The sequence below is a fragment of the Prochlorococcus sp. MIT 0801 genome (assembly GCF_000757865.1).
Lineage (GTDB): Bacteria > Cyanobacteriota > Cyanobacteriia > PCC-6307 > Cyanobiaceae > Prochlorococcus_B.
Window position 1 is genome coordinate 1,108,995 of the sequence record NZ_CP007754.1, and the last position, 20,002, is coordinate 1,128,996.

A 20,002-nucleotide genomic window follows, 5' to 3' on the forward strand; every position below is an offset into this window, starting at 1 on the left:
CGTGTCATCTTCTTTCCATTAATCGTCTATTCAGCCTATTTATTACTGGATAGTTTTATGCCTTTATTTATGGTGGGGTTTGTAATTTGGTTGCTATATAACTGGACTGGTAAAAGGAGACTCTGGTGATGAACAGCTTGACTAATAAGAAGACACTAAAAGAAATTCTTGCAGCCTATGACAGACAGATCAGAAAAGATATGGGCTTTTGGATAAAGTATCGACCATCTCGTTGGGGAGATTTGCTACCTGAAAAATATATAAGACCTTTACTGACATTTATCAAGACGAAAGGTGGTAAGAAATTTGTATTGATATTTGCTTTTCTTTTAAGCTTGGTATTTGTTGGAGTTATACCAACTTTAAATTTTATCTGGTCAAATATTTTCAGGATTTGGTGGATTCTCCTTATTATTCCATTGGTTTATTGGACATTAGCAATTACTTCCGTCTATTCAAAGGTGCTCGTTCAGGTTTTTTTTGATTTCTCACGAGCTGTTTTAAGAGAATTAAAATGAAACGCTTTTTACTCCTCGCCCTAAGCACTGGGCTTCTCTCACCTATTTCGGTAAAGGCTGAAATAAGTAATGAAATTCATAAACGCTGTCTCGATGCTAGAGATTATTCAGGCTGCGTAAGAACAAACCAGAGTTCAATTCATAAGCTCAAAAAAGAAATTACTGGTATAGGCGTTAATCTTTTCCTAAATACTGAAAATTCTGAAATAACAATACAATCAATTATTAATGGAACTCCTGCCTCTAATGCAGATATTGAATCAGGTGATGTAATTCTTGAGATAGATGGGAAGTCAACTAAAGGAATGGGCATAGAAGAAGCAATTGAATTAATAAAAGGACCAAAAAATAAGACAGTAAAATTAGTTCTTGAAAGAACAAACGAAAAAGGAAAAAGGAAAAAAATTAAAATTCGCTTGGTTAGAGATACTTTTGAAATTCCAAATAACGAATATCTGAATCAAATGAAGCTAAGAGAATGGTTTAATCGAGAGTTACCATCAGACTTAGACCCGATGTTGCAGCAAAATGGAAAGTCATTGAGATAACAAGCTGTCATCAGGGCCCTTGGTTGACGGGATGATGTGGGTAATCTGAAAGGGAATTTGCTATCTAGCATCAACTTTCCATAAATAGACAACTAAGGAATCCGTCCATGAGCCTGTAGCTCATCCTGAAATCCAAAAGCTAGTGGGCTGGTAAGACGATCAGGGAAAAGCACACCATCCAAGTGATCGTTTTCATGCTGAACGACTCGTGAATGGAAATCTAGCAACTCTTCTGTATGAAAAGCCCCTTCTAAATCTTGCCATTTCAGGTGAATACGTTGCCATCGCTCCACCTCACCACGCAAGTCAGGCACGCTGAGGCAACCTTCCCAACCAGAACTTAATTCATCTCCAATTGATTTGATAACCGGATTGATCAGCGCACGTTCAGGTAAAGGATCAGCATCGGGGTATCGGGGGTTATGCCCCATACCGACAACAAAAATCCTCCAAGGTTCATCGATCTGCGGTGCCGCTAGCCCTGCCCCAGAGCAAGCCAATTTTGTATCGAACAGGTCGTCTATCAGCTGCTGCAGACGTTGACTGCCGAACCAATCATCAGGAATCTCCGCCGCGCGTGTACGCAATGCAGGATGACCAATTCGAAGAACATTCCTAATAGCCATATACCAATCATGCCGTAAGCAATAGCTTACCTTGACTCAGCACATGTAAAAGGTGTCATTAGTTTGAAAAATGCTTTTGTCAGAAGAGCCTGAAGAGATGGCCTTCTGTACTGAAACTTTAAGAGAAATATGCAATGGTGAGCTTGAACTGAAATAAATTAATGTCATTCGGAGCTGAGACACCCTTTATTCTTCTTGCTCGTATTCAAGTTAAGCCAGATAAAGTTCAAGAATACTTATTACTTGCAGCTAAAACTGATAAGGCTGTTGAAGATTCAGAACCAGGAATGATTCACCATACTTTTGATCAAGATCCTGAAGATCCTCTTTGTTTTGTTTGGTCCGAAGTTTATAAAAATGACGAGGCTTTCCTTGCTCATCTATCAAATCCACCTGTAGGAGAATATTTACAAGGTCATGCAGAACTTGGCAATAATTTCACTATGGAAGTTTATGGAACAGTTGGAGATAAATGTAAAGCAGCTATGGAAGCAACTGAATTGCCATTAAAAATCTTTGAAAGCAAGCTTGGCTATAGCAGGGTCTAATTAAATGGAAAAACTATTTATTGTATGTACTTTTGACTGCTCGTTTGAGTACTACGAAGAAACTATAGAAAAGTTTGTCAAAGAATATGGAAATGGTGTTGTTATTGACTATGAGTTAAACAAAATCAATGAGCATAAATCACATTCTTTCTATAACGTCACAAGTTTAGAAGCTTTTGCAAAAATCCTCGATAATCCTTTCGCTAGGGAATGGGACAAAGCTAACAACTGCAAAGATATTGTTTATCGGCTAGAAGGGCCTTTATAGATTCTTTTTGAAGTATAAGAATAAGTTTCCACTTAGTAGATATAATGAACAACCTTATAAAGATCACAACTATCAGATTACCAGCTGCGATTGGATTAGGACTCGCATGGGTAGGCGTTCGGATCATGAGCAACGAGAAGAAAACTTGCTACTAGCGAAATGGAACGACGACTTTTCTCCCTTCATTAAGTGTTCTAAATACCCAATAAGTAGATATTAGTAAAATAAAAACAGCTAATAACAGGATTAATTATTGAGATAGATTCATTTACCACCGTTACATTGAATAATCGCTACGACTGCTGAATTATATTTCTGACCTAGCTTTTCCATACAATAAATTTCCGCTGTGGTTTTAATTGCTACTGGAACTTGAGTTATAGCTAAAAGCATCAGTGCAAATCCAGTCCCTGGTGCATGAATATTTAATTTAAAACCGCTCATCCATGTTCTCTTAGACATAGGTTTCAATCATTTACTCCTTGTTTATAGCTATCCATAGGCGATAGTTAATGCATGTATTAATTTTTACCTTTAACAACATAAAAGTCATGAAAGCAGGATGAATCAACTGAAAAATCGTTTTTTAAGTTAAAAATATCCTGCAAAATAAATTCTCAATGGCATCTAACTTTTATATTGTTCATCACGAATTCAGGGCTGGTACTTCCTCTAAGTGGTGGGAAACTGCTTATGCAGCAATGGCTCCTGGTGGAGGATGGGATGAGGCTGTAGCAGCCAACAAAGAAAAAGGGTTTTTCAACCATTCAGCTAATGCTGTTACTGCAAATGGTCCTGTCTACTGTATTTGGGAAACAAAAGAAGGGATTTCCATAGAAGAATTCCAGGAATTCATTGATGGTCCAACAGGGCCTGGTTTTGGACTGAATGCATTAATGAATATCTGCAAGCCAATAGACACATCATTAATGAACGGACAAACTCCATACCAAAGAGTTTTCTCCTAAACCTGTCAAAATAAAAATGGTTGACAGCCGATTGCTATCGGAACCAGTGGGGCTGACTTAGGTCGGCCCCTTTCTTTGTTCCCTATCGAATGAATAGGAAGTAGTACTTAAGTAAAAGCCGAGGTGTTTAAATCACAAGAAATCAAGTAGAACATATTCATCCGAACAGGAGGTTTATGAAGATCAGAACCCCATTTTCAGTCATCAAAAACGCGTTGAGTGATATTCGAGTTATGCATGATTTCAATTACGAAATCCCTGTTAAAACCAGAGAGGAGTTTTGGAAAGAAGAATGTGAAATTCACCCAACTTCTTCAACATGCAAAGTTTATGACGACTAATAAAACAAAAAATTAATGGATCCGTTAGATCCTGCTCTTCAAGATACTGCCGTATACGGAGTTAGGCCTCTACTGACTTTGGCAATATTTGCTGGATTAGGATCATTTTTCCTTGGAGCACTTGTTACTGCTATTAAAAGGGGAATGAAAGAAAACGATTGGTTTAAATTTAACCAAGAAGAAGAGAAGCAAGACTAGGCAATTGCTTTTTTAAGTCTCTAATCTAAATAAGTCAATCTGGAGTCGATAAAGATATATATGGAATTATTTGATGAGTTCAAATTTTTTGGCGGCATCATTCCCAACTTGATTGGCTTAGCAGTTTTATGTAGGGTGATTATTTATTGCGATCAAACGAGAAGAGCAAAAGTTATACGAGGAGAAAAGTCCCCCCTCAACAATAAAAATGATTCTCTTTGCTAAATCTGAAATAATTGGTGGAATCGTCCCAATCTGATTGCTTTTGGTTTGTTACTTGGAGCGATTGGAAACTTTGCTTCAACAGGAAAAATGGTTGAGATGTTCGGCTGGAAAAACAAGAAATAAAGCTTTAACTAGCGAGTACATACCTAAGAGGGACCCGTGAGGGACCTTTGGGAATTTTCAATAAAAAAAGACAGGCTGGAAACCTGTCTATAACGTATCGGGGCGACAGGATTCGAACATGCGACCTAGTGCTGCCAAAGCACTAAAAAAGACCTCTTCTGTAATGACAGAGAAGAGGTCTTTTTTGATTAGATCTTAAGAATCAGAATTAAACTATTCCTGGAATGATCCAGCCTGTTATTCCGTAGTTAATCACAGCTGCAAAGAAGCCCATCATCGCAAGGCGGCCATTCATTTGCTCGGCTGTTTTCCAGTAGTTAGTTTCTTTGTTCATTAAACGAAACCTGGAATGATTTGACCTGTTGTGAAGTATGAAACCAAAAGACTGACCATTCCGATCATTGCCCAACGGCCATTTGTCTTTTCTGCTGCTTCTGGATAGCTGGTGTAGTCCTCTACAAGCTGTGGCTTTGTTTCACGGCCAAAGATGTTTTGCTTGCCGTACTCAGTGATTACCTGAGAAGAAGATGAACTTGTCATTACTGAAATTGCGTTGATGTGAATGAACATAAAGTATTAACTTTGTTGATCAAAGATACGGTCGGGTACGGCTAATTCACTTTATTAAAATCTAAAAGTTACTTTCTACAATAATTTCAACTAACTTGAAATTATTAGATCAAATATAGAATTGCTAAATCTTGGTTAGATTCTGCGACTTTTCTTCTTAAAAAAGTTAATGCTTCATCATTCATATGTGACTCAGCTATCATCTTTTCAGCTTCATTGATACCGTGCTCAAGATTTTTAATTTTTAATTGAAGAATTTCTCTATCTTTTCTGCACTGCTCCAATGTGAAGTCATCAATCATTTCAGAATATTTTAAGCAGTTAAATAAAATCTATCAGTTTAATAGGTCAAACAATATATTTAAAAATTCTAATCTGGAGTCTAATGTTTTACGACCAAATTCTTTTTGTTGTTGTTTAAGAATGGATTGACCATCAGTCCCTAATGCGGAAGAAATAAATTTCTGATCTTCTGTAATCCAGGTATTAACCATCTCATTGTCTATCTCAACGTGAAATTGAATCCCATAAGCTAATGAATTAATACTAAATAATTGCTCCTTACATCTACAACTACTAGCGATCAGCTCTGCAGTATTAGGCAATAAGATTCTATCTCCATGCCAATGCAGGACAGGGAAAGAGCGACCTAAAAGAGTTTTCAGATTGCAGTTATTGTCTAATGATTGAGGAAAGATATTATCCCACCCAATTTCAGCTAATGGTTCATTAGATACCTCATCCTGAAGCCTTTCAACATCACCACCAGCTGCATAAGCTAAAAGCTGTGCTCCCAAGCATACACCTATTATCCCAATATTTTGATTTAAGGCTTCTTTTATTAGACCAACTTCTTCTATAAGCCATGGATAAGTTGAAGTTCCTAAATCACTTATACCCATAGGTCCACCCAAAACCAAAAGCAAATCTCCATTCATAAGTTCTGGAAGAGAGTCTCCAAGGTCCAAACGAAAAGTACAAACAGTAAACCCCCTTTCCTTCGCAACTTTGACAAAGAGTCCAGGTCGCTCGCGAGCTAAATGCTGGAGAACAAGTAAACGACTCATTAATAAATTAAAAATCTACATTTTCATTTGGAGTAAAAACTGAGCAATACAATTTGATGAATAGCTCTGCCTCACTTTCATCTTTACCATCATATTTGAGTTTGAGATCTTTTATTGCGACTAAAGCCGTTTTCTCTTTCAGCCTATATCTTGCGCAAGTATCTAGAACTTTAAACATTCTGGTAGTAACAGCTTCCGAAGGAGTGATTAGTACGAAAAATACAGGTAATAGTAGTAAATATTTCATAGGAATAATTCAATCATCTTTTTTAGAGAATGCTCTAGAGCGTTGGAACCACTTATTGCTTTTATACAAAAGAAAAAACATTGTAGACAAAAGAAAGAAAGTAAAAGCTTCTAAATAAATAAATAACCGATCATCCAAATTCATAATTTTTTTTTGTCATTTAATTAGAGTTGCTTAAGTTCTTCATCGGTTAATGAGCAAAAGCCATCTGAACATCTCTCAGGTTTATTTAAATCTGCAACAGACTCCGATCCACCGATAATTAAATTATGTTTTGACATTTTATAAAACATCTCGTGAACAGAATCACTAAACTTTTTTTCCTTCTCATACTCTAATTCGCACGGATCAATATTGTTATCAAACCATTCATCATATTGAATATAATTTGGCTTTGCATAATATGTCATATACCTAGACTAATACGACATAGGAATAAATACCACCAATTCAAGTCAAAGCTTGTTTGTTTTTTTCAACAAATTTCTTAAGATATTCCTTTTTAAGTAGCTTTTTTCTTTCTTTCAAGAATTTTTTTAGTTGTTGCAACTTCAAATCAATCAGTGAAAATATTCAGGACAGATTCAATGTACATCAAAGTTAGTTTGATTTAGTGCATTTTGGAGAACCATCATTTCCATCAAGCTATTGAATTTTGGATATGTCCAAATCAGATATCTCCAGCCCATATAATTCAGCGATCTTTGTCATCGCCAAGCCCTCTGCACCTGTCCATGCTTCAGCTAATACCGACCAAGTTTTTTGACTAAATTCAACTCCCAGATTTTCGTTGTTAGCTCTTCTTTTATCTATCTCCACCACTTTCTGGAGCCCCTGCGTAGATAGATGACTTTTAATTTTTAAGAAAACAACCTCCAACATTGAATAATAGAACTTTTCCATCGCCTTGTTATATGCCCATTCAGCTTCTTTTTGTGCCTTTTTTGCGGATTCGGTTGTAATCTCCATGCTCATTTATTTTTCGATAATTTATTTCTTTCTCATATCATAGTTTTCTGAATTAACTCTTTAGGGATGAAATTTGAAAATCAGTTCGTAAATAAATAATTTAGATAAGTGCTAACCTCAAAAGAAACTAACTTTTTACAAACTGCTTTTCCTTTAAACTTATGAATTTGTCAATTAGATTAAATTAAAATGTCATTAGAATTAACAGAAATAGTAAAAGATTTTATTGCAACAAAACTCCTCTCAAAAGTGGAACTAGATTTCTTAGAGAGTGAACTTTGGGAAACACTCGAGCATATTGATGAAGTAACTTCCTTAACCTCTGCTCCAATTAAGATTTCAAAAGAATTGAAATTAAAAGATGGTTCATCATGGCAATTATGTTGTGCAGTAATACTTGATGCCACAAGACCACAAAAAAGCTCTCGCTCAGAAAAACTTAAAAAATTAATAGAAAAATTTTCTCTCCATTAGTTATCCTTCGCTGGAATTGATATTTTATGATTTAAAATCTTTCATCAGCAATTGAAATCTCACTTATTTGATAAAACCATCTTTCTAAATTTATAAAAAAACATTCCAGTTTTCTCATAAAGATGTTTTGGTTCTTTTTTTAATTCTAAATCATATGGATTGATAAAAATAGTCAACAATATTCTTAAGGTAGTATAAAAATTTTTACTGGACTTTAAATCCTGATATTTTTCATTTTTCAATTTATAAATTGTATGCTTATTTAAAAAAGTCTCTAGAGATTTAAGGACTATAACTTTCTCCTTTTTACTGATTGTAGATAATAAAACCATCAATCCTTTTAATGATGATTCATCTCCACTGATAACGTTTCTAAGAACGCTTTGATAGAGATTCTCCCACTTGTAGGGTTCACTACTAAAAAGATTAGAAGCAGGTTCCTTTGGATTAAGCTTTAACAGTCTCTGCTTTTCATCATTCTCGTCTTGCTCAGAATTCCAATATTCATACAAGGGTGATGATTGAGCGATATTCATGCGAATTTAACGAAACGAAAGTTAAGGAGAAATAGATAATCAACAATTACACAAATCAGACTATCAATTTTCACACCAGTGCTCTACATTTTCAAGTGTTATTTCACAAGTGTATAGATCTGCTTCATTAAGCGGGGTCCATCTAAAATTAGATGGCAGTGCTGTTCTTTCATTGATATTTGTCCCACATCGAGTTAAGAATATTACTTAGTAAGAAAAAATAGCATACTCATTAGTGTCGAAATTCGTATTTGTCAAATAAACATCAAATGATTAGCTGAATAATTTTTTTCAGTTAAAGATCAAGAATTATCTACATTTATTAGATATATATAAAAGAACTCAGAAACTACGCGCAAAATATTTTTGCAGTGTTGGTAACACCTATTGAGTAATCATTAATGTTCAAATCTAATGCTTCAAGGGTTTTGAGGGCATCTATTTTGCCCGCCGCAAAACTTTGGCAAACAACATTAACCTGAGAAGATCTTGATGCATACATTTTTGTAGGGAACAAAAAGGTCAAAGTTACTGGCAAAACAATTAGAAATTTCATTATAATTTCAGCTATTTTGAAAAGTTCTCTCCAATGAACTCACTTGAGCTCTGTAGGCATCTCCTTTATCACCACATAATTTCTCGTGATCAGTTAAAGGAATCCAAGACCAGTCAAATCTAACGGTTAAAGACCAAAACATAATGATGTGACCAAGAAAAAGGACAGGCCAATCAAGTCCTATAAACTCAGAATGAAAAACAGGGTGCATTGGTCACTGAAACAGAAATTGAAAAACAAATTTGGAAGGAACAAGCCAGAGTGGTAAAGGATAGAATATTCCTATGTAAAAGTATTTTCACCGTAATATGCTTGTAAATAACAAGCGTTAACAGGAAAACTAATAGTTATTTTAACCACTTCCACTCTTGGCAAGTGGATGGATAAGGTAGTGAGAACCAGCAAGAGTGATGTAAAGCAAAAAGAAAAAAAAAGTTAAAAAACGATGCCTATGACCTATTTCATCCTAAAAAAACTAGTGATTTAAAATGATTAAAGTAATGAGTGGCGACAATTTGCTCGGAGAGCAACCTCTAAAGTTTTACTCAGATGAGGTGACTGAAACCAAAATCCAGCTAGTTCATCACTTGCTAATACTTAATGCTCAAAAAAACACAATAATAGATTTAGATAGGAAACATAAAGAATGGGGAAATGAATTAGCTAGTTAAAAAGTATGTTCAAATAGGTTTAGCAAAGTTTTTTAATACATATTTTTGTTCATAAGTTTTATAGCTCTAACTTTCCATCCTAAAGATTATTAAAATCGAAAGTTAATTCACACAATTTTTTTCTTAGGATATATTTATTTGTATAGGATAAGTTTTACGAGATTTTTTTATTGATGCTTAAAAGAGTTATCACATGCTTTCTCTCAATTTTGTTTGTTGTTACACTTACTCCCTATAAAGTAAATGCAATGACAAATGATCTTCCTGATTGTGTTGTTCTAACTCACTGCGTGAGAGAAGACTTTAAAGTTAGTGATTTAGAAAATGCTTTTAAAAAAGCCTACAAGATAGTTTCAGAAACACCAAGAACAAAAATAATTGAGAAGACTGATTCATATATTCATGCTGAAGCAAAGACAAAATGGAGAAGATATACCGATGATCTACTCCTCAAAGCAATTCCAGAGAAAGGTATTATTCAAGTCAGATCAGAATCAAGAGTTGGAATTGGAGATAATGGAGTCAACAAGAAGAGAGTTGATGATTTTGCTTATCGTCTAATGACAGAAAGAGATAACACTAACTAAATCATCAAAATCAACGACTCAAAGCACCTAGGTAAAGTCATTGATTTTGAACATACTAAATTTTTCGATTAAGTTTGTTTGCGAAGGTATGGCTTAAGAATAAAAAGTAAGTGATTTTTTATACAAATTGCTTTTCTTTTTATGCTTCTAGCAGCATTTGAACCTGGTAAAGAAATGGCCATCGCCAACTTTTCGCTAGCCATTTTCTGTCTGTTTACCGTTGCACTTCCTTTAATACTTATCACTCGTGGAGACAAAACAGAAGCTAATCGGCACTTCCTTGCAGCAACAGTAAACCCATGGGCTCAATTTGTTAAAGAAGCTGAGGTAGCACAAGTTGTTCTATCTGAAGTCACATCGTCAGCAAAACTAGAACCCAATCTCGAAGTAGTATCCGAGCAAAATATCGGACTAATTCCAGAATCAGGAGAGGTTATTTCTTTAGAGATAAAAGGAAGTGATGAATTAGACGAGTCATCACTTGAATTATTACCAACTGATGATGAACTATTGGCTGCTTGAGAGATCAAAAACAGCCAGTAAATTTCTGATTGTCAGACTAATTATCAAGGGGTAATTAATGCCCCCTTTTTAATGAATGTTTTTAGGTAATAGATTTTATCTTATTCATATAAATAACAGGAGCCTGTGTTTTTCCTTCACAAGCTTCAATCAAATATTTATATTCCTCTCTTAATACTTATCGAAGGCGTCTTCTTTCTTAACTGCCCAACACCGAATCAGTGATGAAAGTACAAACCACAAATGCAGATGTCATTTTTAAGGGCTTGGGAATAGTTCAGTAGGTACTTTGATATAGATAAATATCAACTTGCATGGCATTCCAAAGAAACACAATTAAAAAAGCAAGATTTTCAATATTTTTCATGTGAAAACAAAACCTTAAGAATGCGTGTATTCATGTTTAAATTTTCTAAATTTTTATGCATACTCCGGCTTGGAGTTCCCATATGACATTGCATATAAATAAGTTGTAAAGGTTAGTAAGTTCGCCATTATAAAAATATGAAAAGCTTATTTTTTCTATCACTGATATTTGTTGTTCTCTTGTTTTCGTCAGTCATACCTGTCAGTGCTGAGTCTGAATTTGAACTATATTTGAGTGATTTTTATCAAAAACAAGAGAAAGCAAGCAAAATACTGAAAGAAATCGAAATAGACCTAAAAGACGGATCCAGAGACAGAGTTTGTGCAAGGCAAAGGGAAGCTGCTAGCTATGGAATAGAAGCTACAGAGTCTTTAATTAAAGCATTTAAAACAAATGGATCCGCAAGTCAAATGAAGAATCTTCAAGCAGGACTTGATAAATGGAGAGAGTTGAGGGACTATTGCTAAATTTTTTTTGTCTACTAAATAAATGAATGTATTAGTTATTGTTTTTATTATTGCCACAATTTGGCTCATAAGAAAATTGGCATGGAATGCAGAAGAGGGAACAAATGAACAAAGAGAAAAGAATCCAGAGTTAAATACAAAAAACTTTGATATGCATGAAAGAAGACTTGACCACTTTTCTAAATCAAAATACAAAAACCGTATGTTCTATATTGGGGCTGATGGTAGTTGCTACTATTACTCTGCCACTGGAAGGAAAATCTTTTGCTGATGGATGAAATATCTCAATGGGGAATTGCTGCTTTAATTGGAACATCTATTGCAGCCTTCTTGGCTTGGTTTAACAAATCCGGTTCTGACTTTAAAGATGGTTTTGCGTCCAAAAGCAAAAGGACTAAAAAGAAAAACTAAATTGCACCCTATATAAATCAAGTTGTACATATAGCAATTAGAAATCAACGAGCCCAGAGGCGACAAGCATATGACGAGTTACTAAAGAAATAAAAATAAAAAAATTAATCTACTAAGAACATAAAGAGGTAAATTATTCACATGAATAAGTGCCTAAAATATTTTTTAATAGTGGATTGATCAATATCATTCACTTCCCAACTCCAGTAAAAACAAAACCATTAAGAATACAATAATCATAAGCAAAAATCTTCAAAATTTCAGGCATCTCATTCCATTTCATTTCCTCAATTTTATTTAATTGCTCTGAACTTAAGTTCTCTGCTTTAGCATATGCCTCCATCATCTTTGACCAACTATCAGAATAAATGTCTACGTAAAATGCCTTTTGATTTTGATCAAAGAAACTAATTTTATCTTGATTCGTACTTACCTTTTTAGAAAGTTGCTTATAGTATTCAATGTCTGATGTCATGCTTACTTTCTTATTTAAGAATCTAATCTAATTAAATTACTTTTAAATAGTGAAAGATGTTCAAAATCTATACATTAAGTAGTCTAAAAACTCACAGTTTGATTATCTTTTATTTTTGAGCTTAAAAACGAAATTAAACAAAATCAACTTAGATCCTATTAAAAATTTATTAATTTGATTTTAATCTTACTGTGGGTCTACACGGCTCTATCCGGTTAACAATCATTACCTGAATATCTTTTTTGCCAATGCTCTATTTATCCTATTGCTATTCATTAGAATTTGGAATCCATTTGATTCAAGCCTTTCCCTCTCGTTCCAAACATTTAGGTTTAGACCTTAACTCTCCCTATCATACCGAAACCAAAGTATTTATAGCTCACTTGATTCGCTAATCAAAGCTTCACGCTTCATATTATCGCCCGAGGTAATAGTTGAATAATACAACTCTATTGGATATTGCTGATAATTCTAGTGTGTCTTTTTGGATGAAGCTTTATTATTTCGTTTAGGAAGGGCTGTCATACCTGCCTTCGGAATACTGAATGGGGTAAACAATTTCATAATTTGGATTAGTCAAATACATGTATAAGTTTTAGGTCGCTCAGAGAGACAATGCATGGGTGAAACTACCCTAAAAACATTCGCATTGCACTACCAAATACTATTAGTAGAAGTAGCTAGTTTAATGACATTTGTATCTAAAAAATGTTTACTCCTTATCATGCCATCATGTTTGGAATTTTACTGATAACCAGTTCTGCATCGATTTTTCATATGTCAGAAGGACAAAACAGATTAAGCAAAAATCAAACAAAGGTATCAAAATCTAAATTTGATTTAAACAGTTATTAAATTATTTTTGACTAGAAGCTATTTAAGCTAAGCAAGTCCAATCTAGGTTTCGATGATTTGTCAAAAAAGGAGCAGGTGTACATACCTTTTCACCATCTGGTGTTACGAAGCACCTTTCAATCCCCCAACTTCGTTCAATGATTTTCACTTCAGTCGAGCATTTGGGTAAAGGTAGCGCTGCAAATTGAGCTCTCGTCATAAAAACATGTAACTATACTTTTTTAGCTTCTGAAAAAGTTTTATCAATCGGTAAATAAATCCATTGACATCCAATCAAGTACAAAACATACAAACTTAATAAAAATAAATCCGCAGAGCTTTCATATCGCAAAACCACTGTAGTATTAGATAGATAGTTGAAAATGGTACGAAGTATAGAACTTTAAAATCTTATTCAAAGAAAGCGAATCACCTAAATACCTATTACTCAAATTTATACCAAACAATTTATTAATCCGTAAAAATGCAAACGCGCCCACTACTAGTAAAGAAATCTCTAAAATAGCCCATGATTTGCTTTAACCTTTTGAGAAAGAATAAAAGCCGTATCAAAAGATGACTTCATGTGATTAAGGGAAAGGAATATGACAGTTCTCCTTCCTAAGACTTTGCTGAAAGAGTAAATTAGGAGTCTCTTACAAAGAAACCACATAAAATAACAAGACTAAATAAAACATTTTAAAAGTTTGAGATATTTTAAAGCTATCGCAATATCTTAAACAGGTGGACTTAATAGGATTTTCCTTCTTGGTTAATCCTATTAAGTCTTGAACAAATAATCGTCTCAAAAAATGAGAGGTTCATATATGGAACAAATCCGAATGTTAGTGAATCAAGGAAAGCGAGAGAGGTAACTTAAATCACTTAAAGGATTAACGTTATTTACTGCTATAAGTTTATTTTATACATACGAGTCACAAACGAATGAGTCATATAAAAATATGCACATTTTTTTTATAGAGTTAAACATAACTTTCTAAGAAAATGCAAGTAGATCTAAATGAGCTAGTAAATTCGTACGAAGTCGTTCCAGTATCTCTTAGTGATCCCTTTAAATCTTTAGTTGTGGAACCTTCCACGATGGAAGTCCTGAGATTTTTACCAGTAATTGCCTTCATTGCTTTAATAATAGTAGCTGTATGGAGACAGGCTAAAAAGTTCCAAGTAAAAGCTATTGGCGATATTAATCAAAAGAACAAGCAAGATTAAATTAATGAAGGGAATTAAAAAAAAATATTCTTAAATTTTTAATGCTTGAAGAATTTTATAAATATTATCAAGGGCTAATAACAGCTACTAAACCTTAGAGATTTGAGAAAGAATTGGCTAACTTATTCGTCAATTCAATTAATGTTTTAGAAATTCCAATTTCTTTCATTGAGTGTCCTGCATTATCGATTACATAAAGTTTCGACATGGGTAATGAATTACTAAGGTCCCATGCACTTCTCATTGGACAAACAACGTCATATCTTCCCTGAACAATCGAAACAGGAATACCTTTTAGCTTAGTAATATTTTTTAGAATATAATCCTCCTCTAAAAAAATATTATTAATAAAATAATGACATTCGATACGCGCAAAAGAGTCGGAGAAATTATCATTAGTAGATTTATTAATTGATAGTTCTCTTGGCGTGAGAAAGCTAGTTGACATTTCCCATCTAGTCCAAGCATATGCCGCCTTAGCTCTCTCAGATCTATCTTGACTTGTTAATCTCTTATGGAAAGCATTAATCAAATCCCCTCTCTCATCTGGCGGAATAACAGATTGATAAAGATCGAATTCTTCAGGGAAAATCTCACTTGCACCTTTTTGATAGAACCAACTTAATTCGTTTTTTCTGCACAAAAATATACCCCTAAGAGTAAGACTTAAAACTTTTCCTGTGTGTTGAATGGCATAAATTAAGCTTAAGGTGGACCCCCATGAGCCCCCAAAGACATGCCATGATTCAATTTTTAAAAGCTTTCTTAACTTTTCAATATCTTCAATTAAATGATGAGTGGTGTTTTCTTCTAACTCAGAATGAGGAGTAGATCTACCACATCCTCTTTGATCAAATTGAACAATATTAAATTTTTTTGGATCAAAATATCTTCGATAGGAAGGACTGCTACCTCCTCCCGGGCCACCATGAATAATCAAGACAGACAAACCATTTGGATTACCACTTCTTTCCCAGTAGATGGAGTGTAGGGGACTGACATTTAATATCCCTTGTTCGTTAGTTTCTATTTCCGGAAATAACATTTTTAATTAAATACTCGTCTTTTACTAATACGCTGTGTCATTCAACTCAAGCATACATAACAAAATTAGCTATAAAGGATTATCAATAAGGAATTGATTAATGCCTAAGAAAAATTGGCTCAAAAGCTTTCGGTTGAATATACATGCCCCTGGAACTGGTTTTGCCTTAATGGTCTTAGCTTTAACTCAAGTACCAGTTGGAATAAAAAATGCAGCTGAAGTTGTTTGTATTGGACAAACTTCAAATAAGATTTGGAAATTAGAAAAAAATCATGCGGAAGCAAATATGCTTGCAGTTCAAAGATGCAATGGCAAAAATTAACTTGTATCATTGTGTTCGTCTTCAAGCAAAATAAGATAAAAACCAAAAAATGTAACATTAAACTAGAACTTAAATTTCTAAGCGATAAAAAGGGTAGTAATTGAAAATTATCCCTTTTTATGACTTCAGCGCAACAAATAATCGATCAAGAACTAGCTCAGTTTGGATGGGTGGAGTCAATAGCGACTAATTCAATAAGTGATTTCAAGTCACCCAAGGAAAGTGTTGTAGAACTAAGAACTGATGAAAAAAAATCCAAGCTTATAGATGCATTTATATGTCACTCAATTTTTTATGTGATTTTCTGCTATTCCCTATGTCTATATGTTTTTATTGATCTAGGTTTTGGTTTCTTTTTAAAAAATAAAGTGAATAGATGGTTGAAAGTCCAAAAAAAAATTGAAATACCTTCCTTATCAGTTCTCTTTCCCATTAATACAAACTAAGTTAGTCTTTAAATCATTTATTTGGGTATTCCTTACAATCGCACTAACTTGAATAATGTATTTAAATAGATAAGAAGAAATACACCAACGGTCTGAGTCTGCACAGACCGTTTTTTATTTTCAATGCAAAATTTCTTCACCAAGATATCAAAATATCTATATGGAAATGAAGTAGGTAAATTCTATGAAGAGCAAGAAGGAGATGATTTAGAATACCCTTTTTTACCTAAATAGCTAGATCCAAATAACCCATTGATAGCATGGCTTATAGAGCTGAATAACAATATAAAGAACTACATCATGATCTATGCCATTACTTGATGTTGAGCGTCCTATCAGAAAGGTCGTTGCCGATCAGATAGTTACTTGCAAGGTTACTCAAAAAAAACAAATTGCTTTTGATCTGTTAGCTGAAAAAAAATATGGTTGCTCCCGTGACTATTTAAAAGTAGATATGCATCAATTTCTTAAGCATATTATTCTTGTATTTATATTATAATTTTAATTTTTAGTTATTAATATTTATAAGATTTTTCCTCAATAATTTCAGAATTAAACTTTCTATTGATGTCTTTTTTTATAGATGACCTAATATCATTTTCTTTATAAACAGATCTAGCTATTTCTATAAATTCTTTATCGAATTCTTGTCTTTTTTCTTTAAGTCTAATTCTATCTTCTATATCCCAAAGTTTTTTATTAACACTCTTGAGATTAGAAACTAGTTCACTAGCAATAGAAATATCTTTATCTTTAAGAATAAATCTAAGCAACTCCAGTTCTCTATTTACATTCTTAAGCTTTATCCCAGTCATATGATCTCTTTTAATTTCTAGAATTGTTATTTTGTCTATTAGTTCTCCCACAGAGGCAGGAATAAACAAATTAAAAAAATCTTTATCTTTTGAAATCAAATTCTTTCCTCAATTTCTTTCTTCAACTCTTTTGAAACTCTCAACATTAATTCAGGCCAATTATGCATTTGTTTTTGTCGAAACAATTTCATGGAAGGATACCAGAAAGTTCTATCTCCACGTAACCCCCAAGTCCAAAAAGGTCGCTCTCTGAGAAGAAGCCATACTTTCTTACCCATCCCTCCAGCCAAATGAGCAATTGAAGTGTCACATGTAATTATTAAATCACAATTAGAAATAATTGCAGCATTTTCGAGGAAATCCCAAGTTGAGTCGATTAATTTTTGACACTTTACAAACTTATCTTTAAAGGAACAATCTTTTATTTGTTCTGATCCAAATCCTTTTTGCAAAGAAAGCATTAAAATATCATTATTATTAAGCAAACTCGAGAAAAACTCTAAAGGGATTGAACGTCCATGATAAGTTTTTTCTGTTTCTGTATTGCCTTGCCAGTTAATACCAATTATTGGTTTTGTTTCTGTATTAATTAGATTTCTCCATTTTTCTATTAATTCATCATTAGGATAGATATATGGCTTAGAAATGATTGGATTTTTTGGGCTTACTTTCAAATACATTGGTATTGATAATAAAGGTAGCCAATATCCTTCTGAAACCTTATTTGCTTCCTCAGGGGATAATGGATTGGCGTCAATATTTGATGCTTTAATCAATGTATGAAGTTTTGGTTGAGCACAAAAACTAATCTCAAAGCCTGATTTTCTAAGATAGGGAATATATCGCATATATTGAAGTGTATCTCCTAAACCTTGTTCACTAACAACTAGAAGTTTTTCTTCTTTTTTAAAATTTGTATCATCTAATCTTTTAATTATCGGATTAGCGTATAGATAGGAAGGATTCTTTTTTTTGAATCTAAATTCATAGTGTTCTTGACCTGATTTATAATCACCTTTTAGTAGTTCAATAAAAGAAAGATTGAAATAAGCTTCTGCAAACCTAGGTTCAATTTTAATAGCTTTTCGAAGAGATTTTTCTGCTTCATTTAATTTGCCAAGATCAATCAAGGTACTTCCCAGATTGGAAAGTGCGGTATGAGAATTAGGATTTAAATCAATAGCTTTTCTTGTATTTAATTCTGCTTCTTTTAGTTTCCCCAGATCGCTCAATACATTGCCTAAATTACTATAAGCACCACCAAGACTTGGCTTGATTTCAATAGCTTTTCTAAATGATCTTTCAGCTTCAATTAATTTGGATTGATCTCTGAATATATTTCCTAAAGTATTATGAGCCTCAGCCAAATCCGGCTTAATTTCAATAGCTGAAAGAACTAATTCTTCAGCTTCTTTTAATTTACCAATATCGTACAATATAATTGCATAATTAGAAAATACACGTGGATCTTTAAAATTTGAATCAATAAGATATTGATAATACTTAATTGCTTTTATAATTTCCCCTTTTTTATGGAAAAGAATAGCTTGCTCTTTTATTTTTTGATTTGAATTACTGGTAGAAAAAGAAGAATTTTCTTTAATCTTCCCAGCACATAATGGAACTAGAAATATTTGCACTATTACTTTTTTATTTTCAAGGTGAGTATTTTTTTGATAGCTTTCATAATTATGAATGTGACTTCTTCACCACCTTTATGTCTATTAATATATACTATCACTCTGATTTCAAAAAAGAAGCATCTTAGAAATTTTTATGTTTTAAAAAGAAGTCACTTTTTTGATTATTTACTAAGCCATCTCAATTAATACAACGATTTGTTTTAGTTATTAAAGTAATAAAATTCATTTGCCAACTAAAGAGTATGAAATCAAGTTACTTATAATAAGAGAAACTCATCAAAACAATAGCTATACGAGAGATACCCAGAGCAATGAAACCGAAAAATGCTTTCCATAATGATTCACCCATCTTAAAAATGTAATTAGTGCAATTACATTACATTCGTTTTTTTCCTGATCTCGTTCTCAAAACACATGTAATAGTTAATGTCTTTTTCAAAGTTCTAAACAATGTAGAGAGCTAATCAGTTGCCTCTAATTATTAGGACTAATGTTCGATGGTTTCATTTACTAGAGCAAGAAAAAGACCAAGGTTTTCATTTCATCGCAACTCCATAGACGATAAGGCAATTAATTGATTATTTTGAGTGATATGAAGCGTGCAGTACAGATCAACAACTTAGTAAATCTATGAGCATATCCTTTGATGCAAAATTCATCTTAAATTCACTAATTAAATACCTGTAAATTCAACTTGAGTAAAAGCCGAAGTGTATAAAATCAGCAAGGTAGGTTAGAACGTATTTATCCACATGGAGGATTATGAAACTTAAAACTCCTATCAACATGATCATAAATGCTTTAAGTGATATTCGTACAATGCATGACTTCTCTTACACGGTTCCCAATGAAACGAGAGAAGAGTTCTGGGACAAAGAATGTATAAGCCATCCAACAGCATCCACTTGCAAATTTTATGAGGGCTAACAAAAAGGAAACGCTGTAAAAGTTAATAGCTGTTAGATCGAAAGAAGATTCATTTAGGCAAAAAAAAAGGCCCTGCGAAACAGGGCCTCATAAAAATAGTTTTCTAGCTAATGCTGATATCGGTGACCACGATAAGACAATTGGGAATTCAGCTCAGATCTAGCATCACTTCTGCATGTGTTGTAGTGATTACGCCTGTAAGTGAGCTCAACACAATCTTTTTGTGCTTTATGCTCTTTGTGCTGGACATAGTTTTGTCCACGATAAAGAAGAGTTGTCATCATCCATACTCCGAATGTTGATTTAAGTCCCCGTTCCTTGGCTTAAATCGAGATGCGGCTCGCAATGTAGCGAGTTGAACGTTTTGGTAGCGGTTGCTACAAAAAATATTATGTTACGTATAGATGGCCCATGTAGTTCATCACGATACAAAACCATCTAGTGGTATGTACTCAAAT

The 20,002-nt window shown here is 33.4% G+C and carries 36 protein-coding genes; 19 read left to right on the top strand and 17 right to left on the bottom strand.

Translation table 11 applies throughout. The features are described 5' to 3' along the window. The first annotated feature begins 128 nt into the window (after positions 1-128). Together EW15_RS05935 and EW15_RS05940 are read left to right on the top strand one after the other, a co-directional pair. Positions 129-518: a hypothetical protein gene (locus EW15_RS05935; protein ID WP_038653119.1), complete on the top strand. Its 390-nt coding sequence runs from the start codon at positions 129-131 to the stop codon at positions 516-518. Then, the gene (locus EW15_RS05940) at positions 515-1,066 is read left to right on the top strand and encodes a PDZ domain-containing protein (RefSeq protein WP_038653122.1); all 552 of its coding nucleotides are present in this window, start codon (positions 515-517) and stop codon (positions 1,064-1,066) included. The genes EW15_RS05935 and EW15_RS05940 overlap by 4 nt, the downstream gene beginning before the upstream one ends. A 92-nt stretch (positions 1,067-1,158) precedes the next feature. Here EW15_RS05940 and EW15_RS05945 read toward each other — a convergent pair whose 3' ends face one another. Beyond that, positions 1,159-1,692, bottom strand: coding sequence for a peptide deformylase (locus EW15_RS05945; RefSeq protein WP_038653125.1), 534 nt, complete (start codon positions 1,690-1,692; stop codon positions 1,159-1,161). Positions 1,693-1,853: 161 nt separating this feature from the next. On the opposite strand from EW15_RS05945, the gene EW15_RS05950 reads away from it, so the two are divergent. Both EW15_RS05950 and EW15_RS05955 read left to right on the top strand, forming a co-directional pair. Further along, positions 1,854-2,240, top strand: coding sequence for a putative quinol monooxygenase (locus tag EW15_RS05950; RefSeq protein WP_038653128.1), 387 nt, complete (start codon positions 1,854-1,856; stop codon positions 2,238-2,240). Between the two features lie 4 nt (positions 2,241-2,244). Further along, positions 2,245-2,508, top strand: a complete 264-nt coding sequence (locus EW15_RS05955; RefSeq protein WP_038653131.1) for a hypothetical protein — start codon at positions 2,245-2,247, stop codon at positions 2,506-2,508. A gap of 264 nt (positions 2,509-2,772) precedes the next feature. On the opposite strand, the gene EW15_RS05960 is transcribed toward EW15_RS05955, so the two are convergent. Then, the gene (locus tag EW15_RS05960; protein ID WP_225866527.1) at positions 2,773-2,970 is read right to left on the bottom strand and encodes a hypothetical protein; all 198 of its coding nucleotides are present in this window, start codon (positions 2,968-2,970) and stop codon (positions 2,773-2,775) included. Positions 2,971-3,128: 158 nt separating this feature from the next. On the opposite strand from EW15_RS05960, the gene EW15_RS05965 reads away from it, so the two are divergent. The 3 genes from EW15_RS05965 (at position 3,129) to EW15_RS05970 (ending at position 4,015) form a co-directional block, all read left to right on the top strand. Further along, positions 3,129-3,476 (top strand): hypothetical protein, encoded by a 348-nt coding sequence (locus tag EW15_RS05965; protein ID WP_038653138.1) that lies wholly within the window; start codon positions 3,129-3,131, stop codon positions 3,474-3,476. A 176-nt stretch (positions 3,477-3,652) separates the two neighbouring features. Then, on the top strand, positions 3,653-3,817 hold the full coding sequence (locus tag EW15_RS11235) for a hypothetical protein (RefSeq protein WP_197049650.1): 165 nt from the start codon (positions 3,653-3,655) through the stop codon (positions 3,815-3,817). Between the two features lie 15 nt (positions 3,818-3,832). Continuing rightward, on the top strand, positions 3,833-4,015 hold the full coding sequence (locus EW15_RS05970) for a hypothetical protein (protein ID WP_038653141.1): 183 nt from the start codon (positions 3,833-3,835) through the stop codon (positions 4,013-4,015). A 556-nt stretch (positions 4,016-4,571) separates the two neighbouring features. Here EW15_RS05970 and EW15_RS05975 read toward each other — a convergent pair. The 4 genes from EW15_RS05975 to EW15_RS05990 form a co-directional block, all read right to left on the bottom strand. Continuing rightward, entirely contained in the window at positions 4,572-4,697 is a 126-nt protein-coding gene (locus EW15_RS05975) for a chlorophyll a/b-binding protein (protein ID WP_011294605.1), read from the bottom strand. Further along, complete coding sequence (locus tag EW15_RS05980; RefSeq protein ID WP_038655255.1) at positions 4,697-4,903, bottom strand: high light inducible protein; 207 nt, start codon at positions 4,901-4,903, stop codon at positions 4,697-4,699. The genes EW15_RS05975 and EW15_RS05980 overlap by 1 nt, the downstream gene beginning before the upstream one ends. A 134-nt stretch (positions 4,904-5,037) precedes the next feature. Beyond that, positions 5,038-5,235 (bottom strand): hypothetical protein, encoded by a 198-nt coding sequence (locus EW15_RS05985; protein ID WP_038653145.1) that lies wholly within the window; start codon positions 5,233-5,235, stop codon positions 5,038-5,040. Positions 5,236-5,268: 33 nt separating this feature from the next. Continuing rightward, a complete protein-coding gene (locus tag EW15_RS05990) occupies positions 5,269-6,000 on the bottom strand; it encodes a type 1 glutamine amidotransferase (RefSeq protein WP_038653148.1) in 732 nt (243 codons plus the stop codon). A gap of 56 nt (positions 6,001-6,056) precedes the next feature. Between EW15_RS05990 and EW15_RS11240 the strand changes: the two genes are divergently transcribed. Beyond that, positions 6,057-6,365, top strand: a complete 309-nt coding sequence (locus EW15_RS11240) for a hypothetical protein (protein WP_197049723.1) — start codon at positions 6,057-6,059, stop codon at positions 6,363-6,365. Between the two features lie 46 nt (positions 6,366-6,411). Here the strand turns inward: EW15_RS11240 and EW15_RS06000 are convergent, their stop codons facing one another. Next, entirely contained in the window at positions 6,412-6,657 is a 246-nt protein-coding gene (locus EW15_RS06000; RefSeq protein WP_038653156.1) for a hypothetical protein, read from the bottom strand. Positions 6,658-6,892: 235 nt separating this feature from the next. After that, on the bottom strand, positions 6,893-7,222 hold the full coding sequence (locus tag EW15_RS06005) for a hypothetical protein (protein ID WP_052041180.1): 330 nt from the start codon (positions 7,220-7,222) through the stop codon (positions 6,893-6,895). Between the two features lie 183 nt (positions 7,223-7,405). Here EW15_RS06005 and EW15_RS06010 point away from each other — a divergent pair, with 183 nt between their 5' ends. Beyond that, positions 7,406-7,690 carry a hypothetical protein gene (locus EW15_RS06010; RefSeq protein ID WP_038653158.1) on the top strand — a complete coding sequence of 95 codons (285 nt, stop codon included), beginning with the start codon at positions 7,406-7,408 and terminating at the stop codon, positions 7,688-7,690. 59 nt (positions 7,691-7,749) lie between these two features. Here EW15_RS06010 and EW15_RS06015 read toward each other — a convergent pair whose 3' ends face one another. The 3 genes from EW15_RS06015 to EW15_RS06025 all read right to left on the bottom strand — a co-directional run bounded on the left by EW15_RS06015 (position 7,750) and on the right by EW15_RS06025 (position 8,993). Further along, positions 7,750-8,226, bottom strand: coding sequence for a hypothetical protein (locus EW15_RS06015; RefSeq protein WP_038653161.1), 477 nt, complete (start codon positions 8,224-8,226; stop codon positions 7,750-7,752). A gap of 349 nt (positions 8,227-8,575) precedes the next feature. Beyond that, positions 8,576-8,782 carry a hypothetical protein gene (locus EW15_RS06020; RefSeq protein WP_038653164.1) on the bottom strand — a complete coding sequence of 69 codons (207 nt, stop codon included), beginning with the start codon at positions 8,780-8,782 and terminating at the stop codon, positions 8,576-8,578. 7 nt (positions 8,783-8,789) lie between these two features. Next, the gene (locus EW15_RS06025) at positions 8,790-8,993 is read right to left on the bottom strand and encodes a hypothetical protein (RefSeq protein WP_038653167.1); all 204 of its coding nucleotides are present in this window, start codon (positions 8,991-8,993) and stop codon (positions 8,790-8,792) included. Positions 8,994-9,282: 289 nt separating this feature from the next. Between EW15_RS06025 and EW15_RS11245 the strand changes: the two genes are divergently transcribed. The 6 genes from EW15_RS11245 to EW15_RS11250 all read left to right on the top strand — a co-directional run bounded on the left by EW15_RS11245 (position 9,283) and on the right by EW15_RS11250 (position 11,807). Next, entirely contained in the window at positions 9,283-9,453 is a 171-nt protein-coding gene (locus tag EW15_RS11245; RefSeq protein ID WP_197049651.1) for a hypothetical protein, read from the top strand. Between the two features lie 173 nt (positions 9,454-9,626). Further along, positions 9,627-10,040, top strand: a complete 414-nt coding sequence (locus EW15_RS06035; protein ID WP_038653173.1) for a DUF1499 domain-containing protein — start codon at positions 9,627-9,629, stop codon at positions 10,038-10,040. 141 nt (positions 10,041-10,181) lie between these two features. Continuing rightward, positions 10,182-10,562 carry a hypothetical protein gene (locus EW15_RS06040; RefSeq protein ID WP_038653176.1) on the top strand — a complete coding sequence of 127 codons (381 nt, stop codon included), beginning with the start codon at positions 10,182-10,184 and terminating at the stop codon, positions 10,560-10,562. Between the two features lie 504 nt (positions 10,563-11,066). Then, on the top strand, positions 11,067-11,396 hold the full coding sequence (locus EW15_RS06045) for a hypothetical protein (RefSeq protein ID WP_038653179.1): 330 nt from the start codon (positions 11,067-11,069) through the stop codon (positions 11,394-11,396). 22 nt (positions 11,397-11,418) lie between these two features. Beyond that, complete coding sequence (locus EW15_RS06050) at positions 11,419-11,667, top strand: hypothetical protein (protein ID WP_038653182.1); 249 nt, start codon at positions 11,419-11,421, stop codon at positions 11,665-11,667. Further along, positions 11,667-11,807 (top strand): hypothetical protein, encoded by a 141-nt coding sequence (locus EW15_RS11250; RefSeq protein WP_197049652.1) that lies wholly within the window; start codon positions 11,667-11,669, stop codon positions 11,805-11,807. Before EW15_RS06050 ends, EW15_RS11250 begins: the two co-directional genes overlap by 1 nt. Positions 11,808-11,997: 190 nt before the next feature. Here the strand turns inward: EW15_RS11250 and EW15_RS06055 are convergent, their stop codons facing one another. Further along, positions 11,998-12,282, bottom strand: coding sequence for a hypothetical protein (locus tag EW15_RS06055; RefSeq protein ID WP_038653185.1), 285 nt, complete (start codon positions 12,280-12,282; stop codon positions 11,998-12,000). An 877-nt stretch (positions 12,283-13,159) separates the two neighbouring features. Further along, positions 13,160-13,336 (bottom strand): hypothetical protein, encoded by a 177-nt coding sequence (locus tag EW15_RS11255; RefSeq protein WP_197049653.1) that lies wholly within the window; start codon positions 13,334-13,336, stop codon positions 13,160-13,162. Between the two features lie 785 nt (positions 13,337-14,121). Between EW15_RS11255 and EW15_RS06060 the strand changes: the two genes are divergently transcribed. Further along, the gene (locus EW15_RS06060; RefSeq protein ID WP_038653188.1) at positions 14,122-14,346 is read left to right on the top strand and encodes a hypothetical protein; all 225 of its coding nucleotides are present in this window, start codon (positions 14,122-14,124) and stop codon (positions 14,344-14,346) included. Between the two features lie 94 nt (positions 14,347-14,440). On the opposite strand, the gene pip is transcribed toward EW15_RS06060, so the two are convergent. Continuing rightward, positions 14,441-15,391 carry a prolyl aminopeptidase gene (gene pip, locus EW15_RS06065; protein ID WP_038653191.1) on the bottom strand — a complete coding sequence of 317 codons (951 nt, stop codon included), beginning with the start codon at positions 15,389-15,391 and terminating at the stop codon, positions 14,441-14,443. 100 nt (positions 15,392-15,491) lie between these two features. On the opposite strand from pip, the gene EW15_RS06070 reads away from it, so the two are divergent. From EW15_RS06070 to EW15_RS06080, 3 genes are all read left to right on the top strand, one after another. Then, positions 15,492-15,713 (top strand): hypothetical protein, encoded by a 222-nt coding sequence (locus EW15_RS06070; RefSeq protein WP_038653194.1) that lies wholly within the window; start codon positions 15,492-15,494, stop codon positions 15,711-15,713. A 119-nt stretch (positions 15,714-15,832) separates the two neighbouring features. Beyond that, on the top strand, positions 15,833-16,159 hold the full coding sequence (locus EW15_RS06075; RefSeq protein WP_052041181.1) for a hypothetical protein: 327 nt from the start codon (positions 15,833-15,835) through the stop codon (positions 16,157-16,159). Positions 16,160-16,466: 307 nt separating this feature from the next. Then, positions 16,467-16,658, top strand: coding sequence for a hypothetical protein (locus EW15_RS06080; RefSeq protein ID WP_038653197.1), 192 nt, complete (start codon positions 16,467-16,469; stop codon positions 16,656-16,658). A 16-nt stretch (positions 16,659-16,674) separates the two neighbouring features. On the opposite strand, the gene EW15_RS06085 is transcribed toward EW15_RS06080, so the two are convergent. From EW15_RS06085 to EW15_RS10570, 3 genes are all read right to left on the bottom strand, one after another. Further along, the gene (locus tag EW15_RS06085) at positions 16,675-17,073 is read right to left on the bottom strand and encodes a DUF6165 family protein (protein ID WP_197049654.1); all 399 of its coding nucleotides are present in this window, start codon (positions 17,071-17,073) and stop codon (positions 16,675-16,677) included. After that, the gene (locus EW15_RS06090) at positions 17,070-18,614 is read right to left on the bottom strand and encodes a tetratricopeptide repeat protein (RefSeq protein WP_225866528.1); all 1,545 of its coding nucleotides are present in this window, start codon (positions 18,612-18,614) and stop codon (positions 17,070-17,072) included. The genes EW15_RS06085 and EW15_RS06090 overlap by 4 nt, the downstream gene beginning before the upstream one ends. A gap of 1,037 nt (positions 18,615-19,651) precedes the next feature. Further along, complete coding sequence (locus EW15_RS10570) at positions 19,652-19,828, bottom strand: DUF4278 domain-containing protein (protein ID WP_369793855.1); 177 nt, start codon at positions 19,826-19,828, stop codon at positions 19,652-19,654. Positions 19,829-20,002: the final 174 nt, after the last annotated feature.

Excerpts from the sequence above, each read along its gene's own strand:
- EW15_RS06055 (WP_038653185.1), bottom strand. The coding sequence starts at position 12,282 with ATGACATCAGACATTGAATACTATAAGCAACTTTCTAAAAAGGTAAGT.
- EW15_RS05935 (WP_038653119.1), top strand. The coding sequence starts at position 129 with ATGAACAGCTTGACTAATAAGAAGACACTAAAAGAAATTCTTGCAGCC.
- EW15_RS06035 (WP_038653173.1), top strand. The coding sequence starts at position 9,627 with ATGCTTAAAAGAGTTATCACATGCTTTCTCTCAATTTTGTTTGTTGTT.
- EW15_RS05940 (WP_038653122.1), top strand. The coding sequence starts at position 515 with ATGAAACGCTTTTTACTCCTCGCCCTAAGCACTGGGCTTCTCTCACCT.
- EW15_RS06000 (WP_038653156.1), bottom strand. The coding sequence starts at position 6,657 with ATGACATATTATGCAAAGCCAAATTATATTCAATATGATGAATGGTTT.
- EW15_RS11245 (WP_197049651.1), top strand. The coding sequence starts at position 9,283 with ATGAGTGGCGACAATTTGCTCGGAGAGCAACCTCTAAAGTTTTACTCA.
- EW15_RS10570 (WP_369793855.1), bottom strand. The coding sequence starts at position 19,828 with ATGATGACAACTCTTCTTTATCGTGGACAAAACTATGTCCAGCACAAA.
- EW15_RS05970 (WP_038653141.1), top strand. The coding sequence starts at position 3,833 with ATGGATCCGTTAGATCCTGCTCTTCAAGATACTGCCGTATACGGAGTT.
- EW15_RS06075 (WP_052041181.1), top strand. The coding sequence starts at position 15,833 with ATGACTTCAGCGCAACAAATAATCGATCAAGAACTAGCTCAGTTTGGA.
- EW15_RS05985 (WP_038653145.1), bottom strand. The coding sequence starts at position 5,235 with ATGATTGATGACTTCACATTGGAGCAGTGCAGAAAAGATAGAGAAATT.
- EW15_RS06040 (WP_038653176.1), top strand. The coding sequence starts at position 10,182 with ATGCTTCTAGCAGCATTTGAACCTGGTAAAGAAATGGCCATCGCCAAC.
- EW15_RS06050 (WP_038653182.1), top strand. The coding sequence starts at position 11,419 with ATGAATGTATTAGTTATTGTTTTTATTATTGCCACAATTTGGCTCATA.
- EW15_RS06015 (WP_038653161.1), bottom strand. The coding sequence starts at position 8,226 with ATGAATATCGCTCAATCATCACCCTTGTATGAATATTGGAATTCTGAG.
- EW15_RS11235 (WP_197049650.1), top strand. The coding sequence starts at position 3,653 with ATGAAGATCAGAACCCCATTTTCAGTCATCAAAAACGCGTTGAGTGAT.
- EW15_RS05960 (WP_225866527.1), bottom strand. The coding sequence starts at position 2,970 with ATGTCTAAGAGAACATGGATGAGCGGTTTTAAATTAAATATTCATGCA.
- EW15_RS06020 (WP_038653164.1), bottom strand. The coding sequence starts at position 8,782 with ATGAAATTTCTAATTGTTTTGCCAGTAACTTTGACCTTTTTGTTCCCT.
- EW15_RS06070 (WP_038653194.1), top strand. The coding sequence starts at position 15,492 with ATGCCTAAGAAAAATTGGCTCAAAAGCTTTCGGTTGAATATACATGCC.
- EW15_RS05975 (WP_011294605.1), bottom strand. The coding sequence starts at position 4,697 with ATGAACAAAGAAACTAACTACTGGAAAACAGCCGAGCAAATGAATGGC.
- EW15_RS05955 (WP_038653131.1), top strand. The coding sequence starts at position 2,245 with ATGGAAAAACTATTTATTGTATGTACTTTTGACTGCTCGTTTGAGTAC.
- EW15_RS06045 (WP_038653179.1), top strand. The coding sequence starts at position 11,067 with ATGAAAAGCTTATTTTTTCTATCACTGATATTTGTTGTTCTCTTGTTT.
- EW15_RS05950 (WP_038653128.1), top strand. The coding sequence starts at position 1,854 with ATGTCATTCGGAGCTGAGACACCCTTTATTCTTCTTGCTCGTATTCAA.
- EW15_RS11250 (WP_197049652.1), top strand. The coding sequence starts at position 11,667 with ATGGATGAAATATCTCAATGGGGAATTGCTGCTTTAATTGGAACATCT.
- EW15_RS05965 (WP_038653138.1), top strand. The coding sequence starts at position 3,129 with ATGGCATCTAACTTTTATATTGTTCATCACGAATTCAGGGCTGGTACT.
- EW15_RS11240 (WP_197049723.1), top strand. The coding sequence starts at position 6,057 with ATGAATAGCTCTGCCTCACTTTCATCTTTACCATCATATTTGAGTTTG.
- EW15_RS05980 (WP_038655255.1), bottom strand. The coding sequence starts at position 4,903 with ATGACAAGTTCATCTTCTTCTCAGGTAATCACTGAGTACGGCAAGCAA.
- EW15_RS06060 (WP_038653188.1), top strand. The coding sequence starts at position 14,122 with ATGCAAGTAGATCTAAATGAGCTAGTAAATTCGTACGAAGTCGTTCCA.
- EW15_RS06005 (WP_052041180.1), bottom strand. The coding sequence starts at position 7,222 with ATGAGCATGGAGATTACAACCGAATCCGCAAAAAAGGCACAAAAAGAA.
- pip (WP_038653191.1), bottom strand. The coding sequence starts at position 15,391 with ATGTTATTTCCGGAAATAGAAACTAACGAACAAGGGATATTAAATGTC.
- EW15_RS05945 (WP_038653125.1), bottom strand. The coding sequence starts at position 1,692 with ATGGCTATTAGGAATGTTCTTCGAATTGGTCATCCTGCATTGCGTACA.
- EW15_RS06025 (WP_038653167.1), bottom strand. The coding sequence starts at position 8,993 with ATGCACCCTGTTTTTCATTCTGAGTTTATAGGACTTGATTGGCCTGTC.
- EW15_RS06010 (WP_038653158.1), top strand. The coding sequence starts at position 7,406 with ATGTCATTAGAATTAACAGAAATAGTAAAAGATTTTATTGCAACAAAA.
- EW15_RS11255 (WP_197049653.1), bottom strand. The coding sequence starts at position 13,336 with ATGACGAGAGCTCAATTTGCAGCGCTACCTTTACCCAAATGCTCGACT.
- EW15_RS05990 (WP_038653148.1), bottom strand. The coding sequence starts at position 6,000 with ATGAGTCGTTTACTTGTTCTCCAGCATTTAGCTCGCGAGCGACCTGGA.
- EW15_RS06080 (WP_038653197.1), top strand. The coding sequence starts at position 16,467 with ATGCCATTACTTGATGTTGAGCGTCCTATCAGAAAGGTCGTTGCCGAT.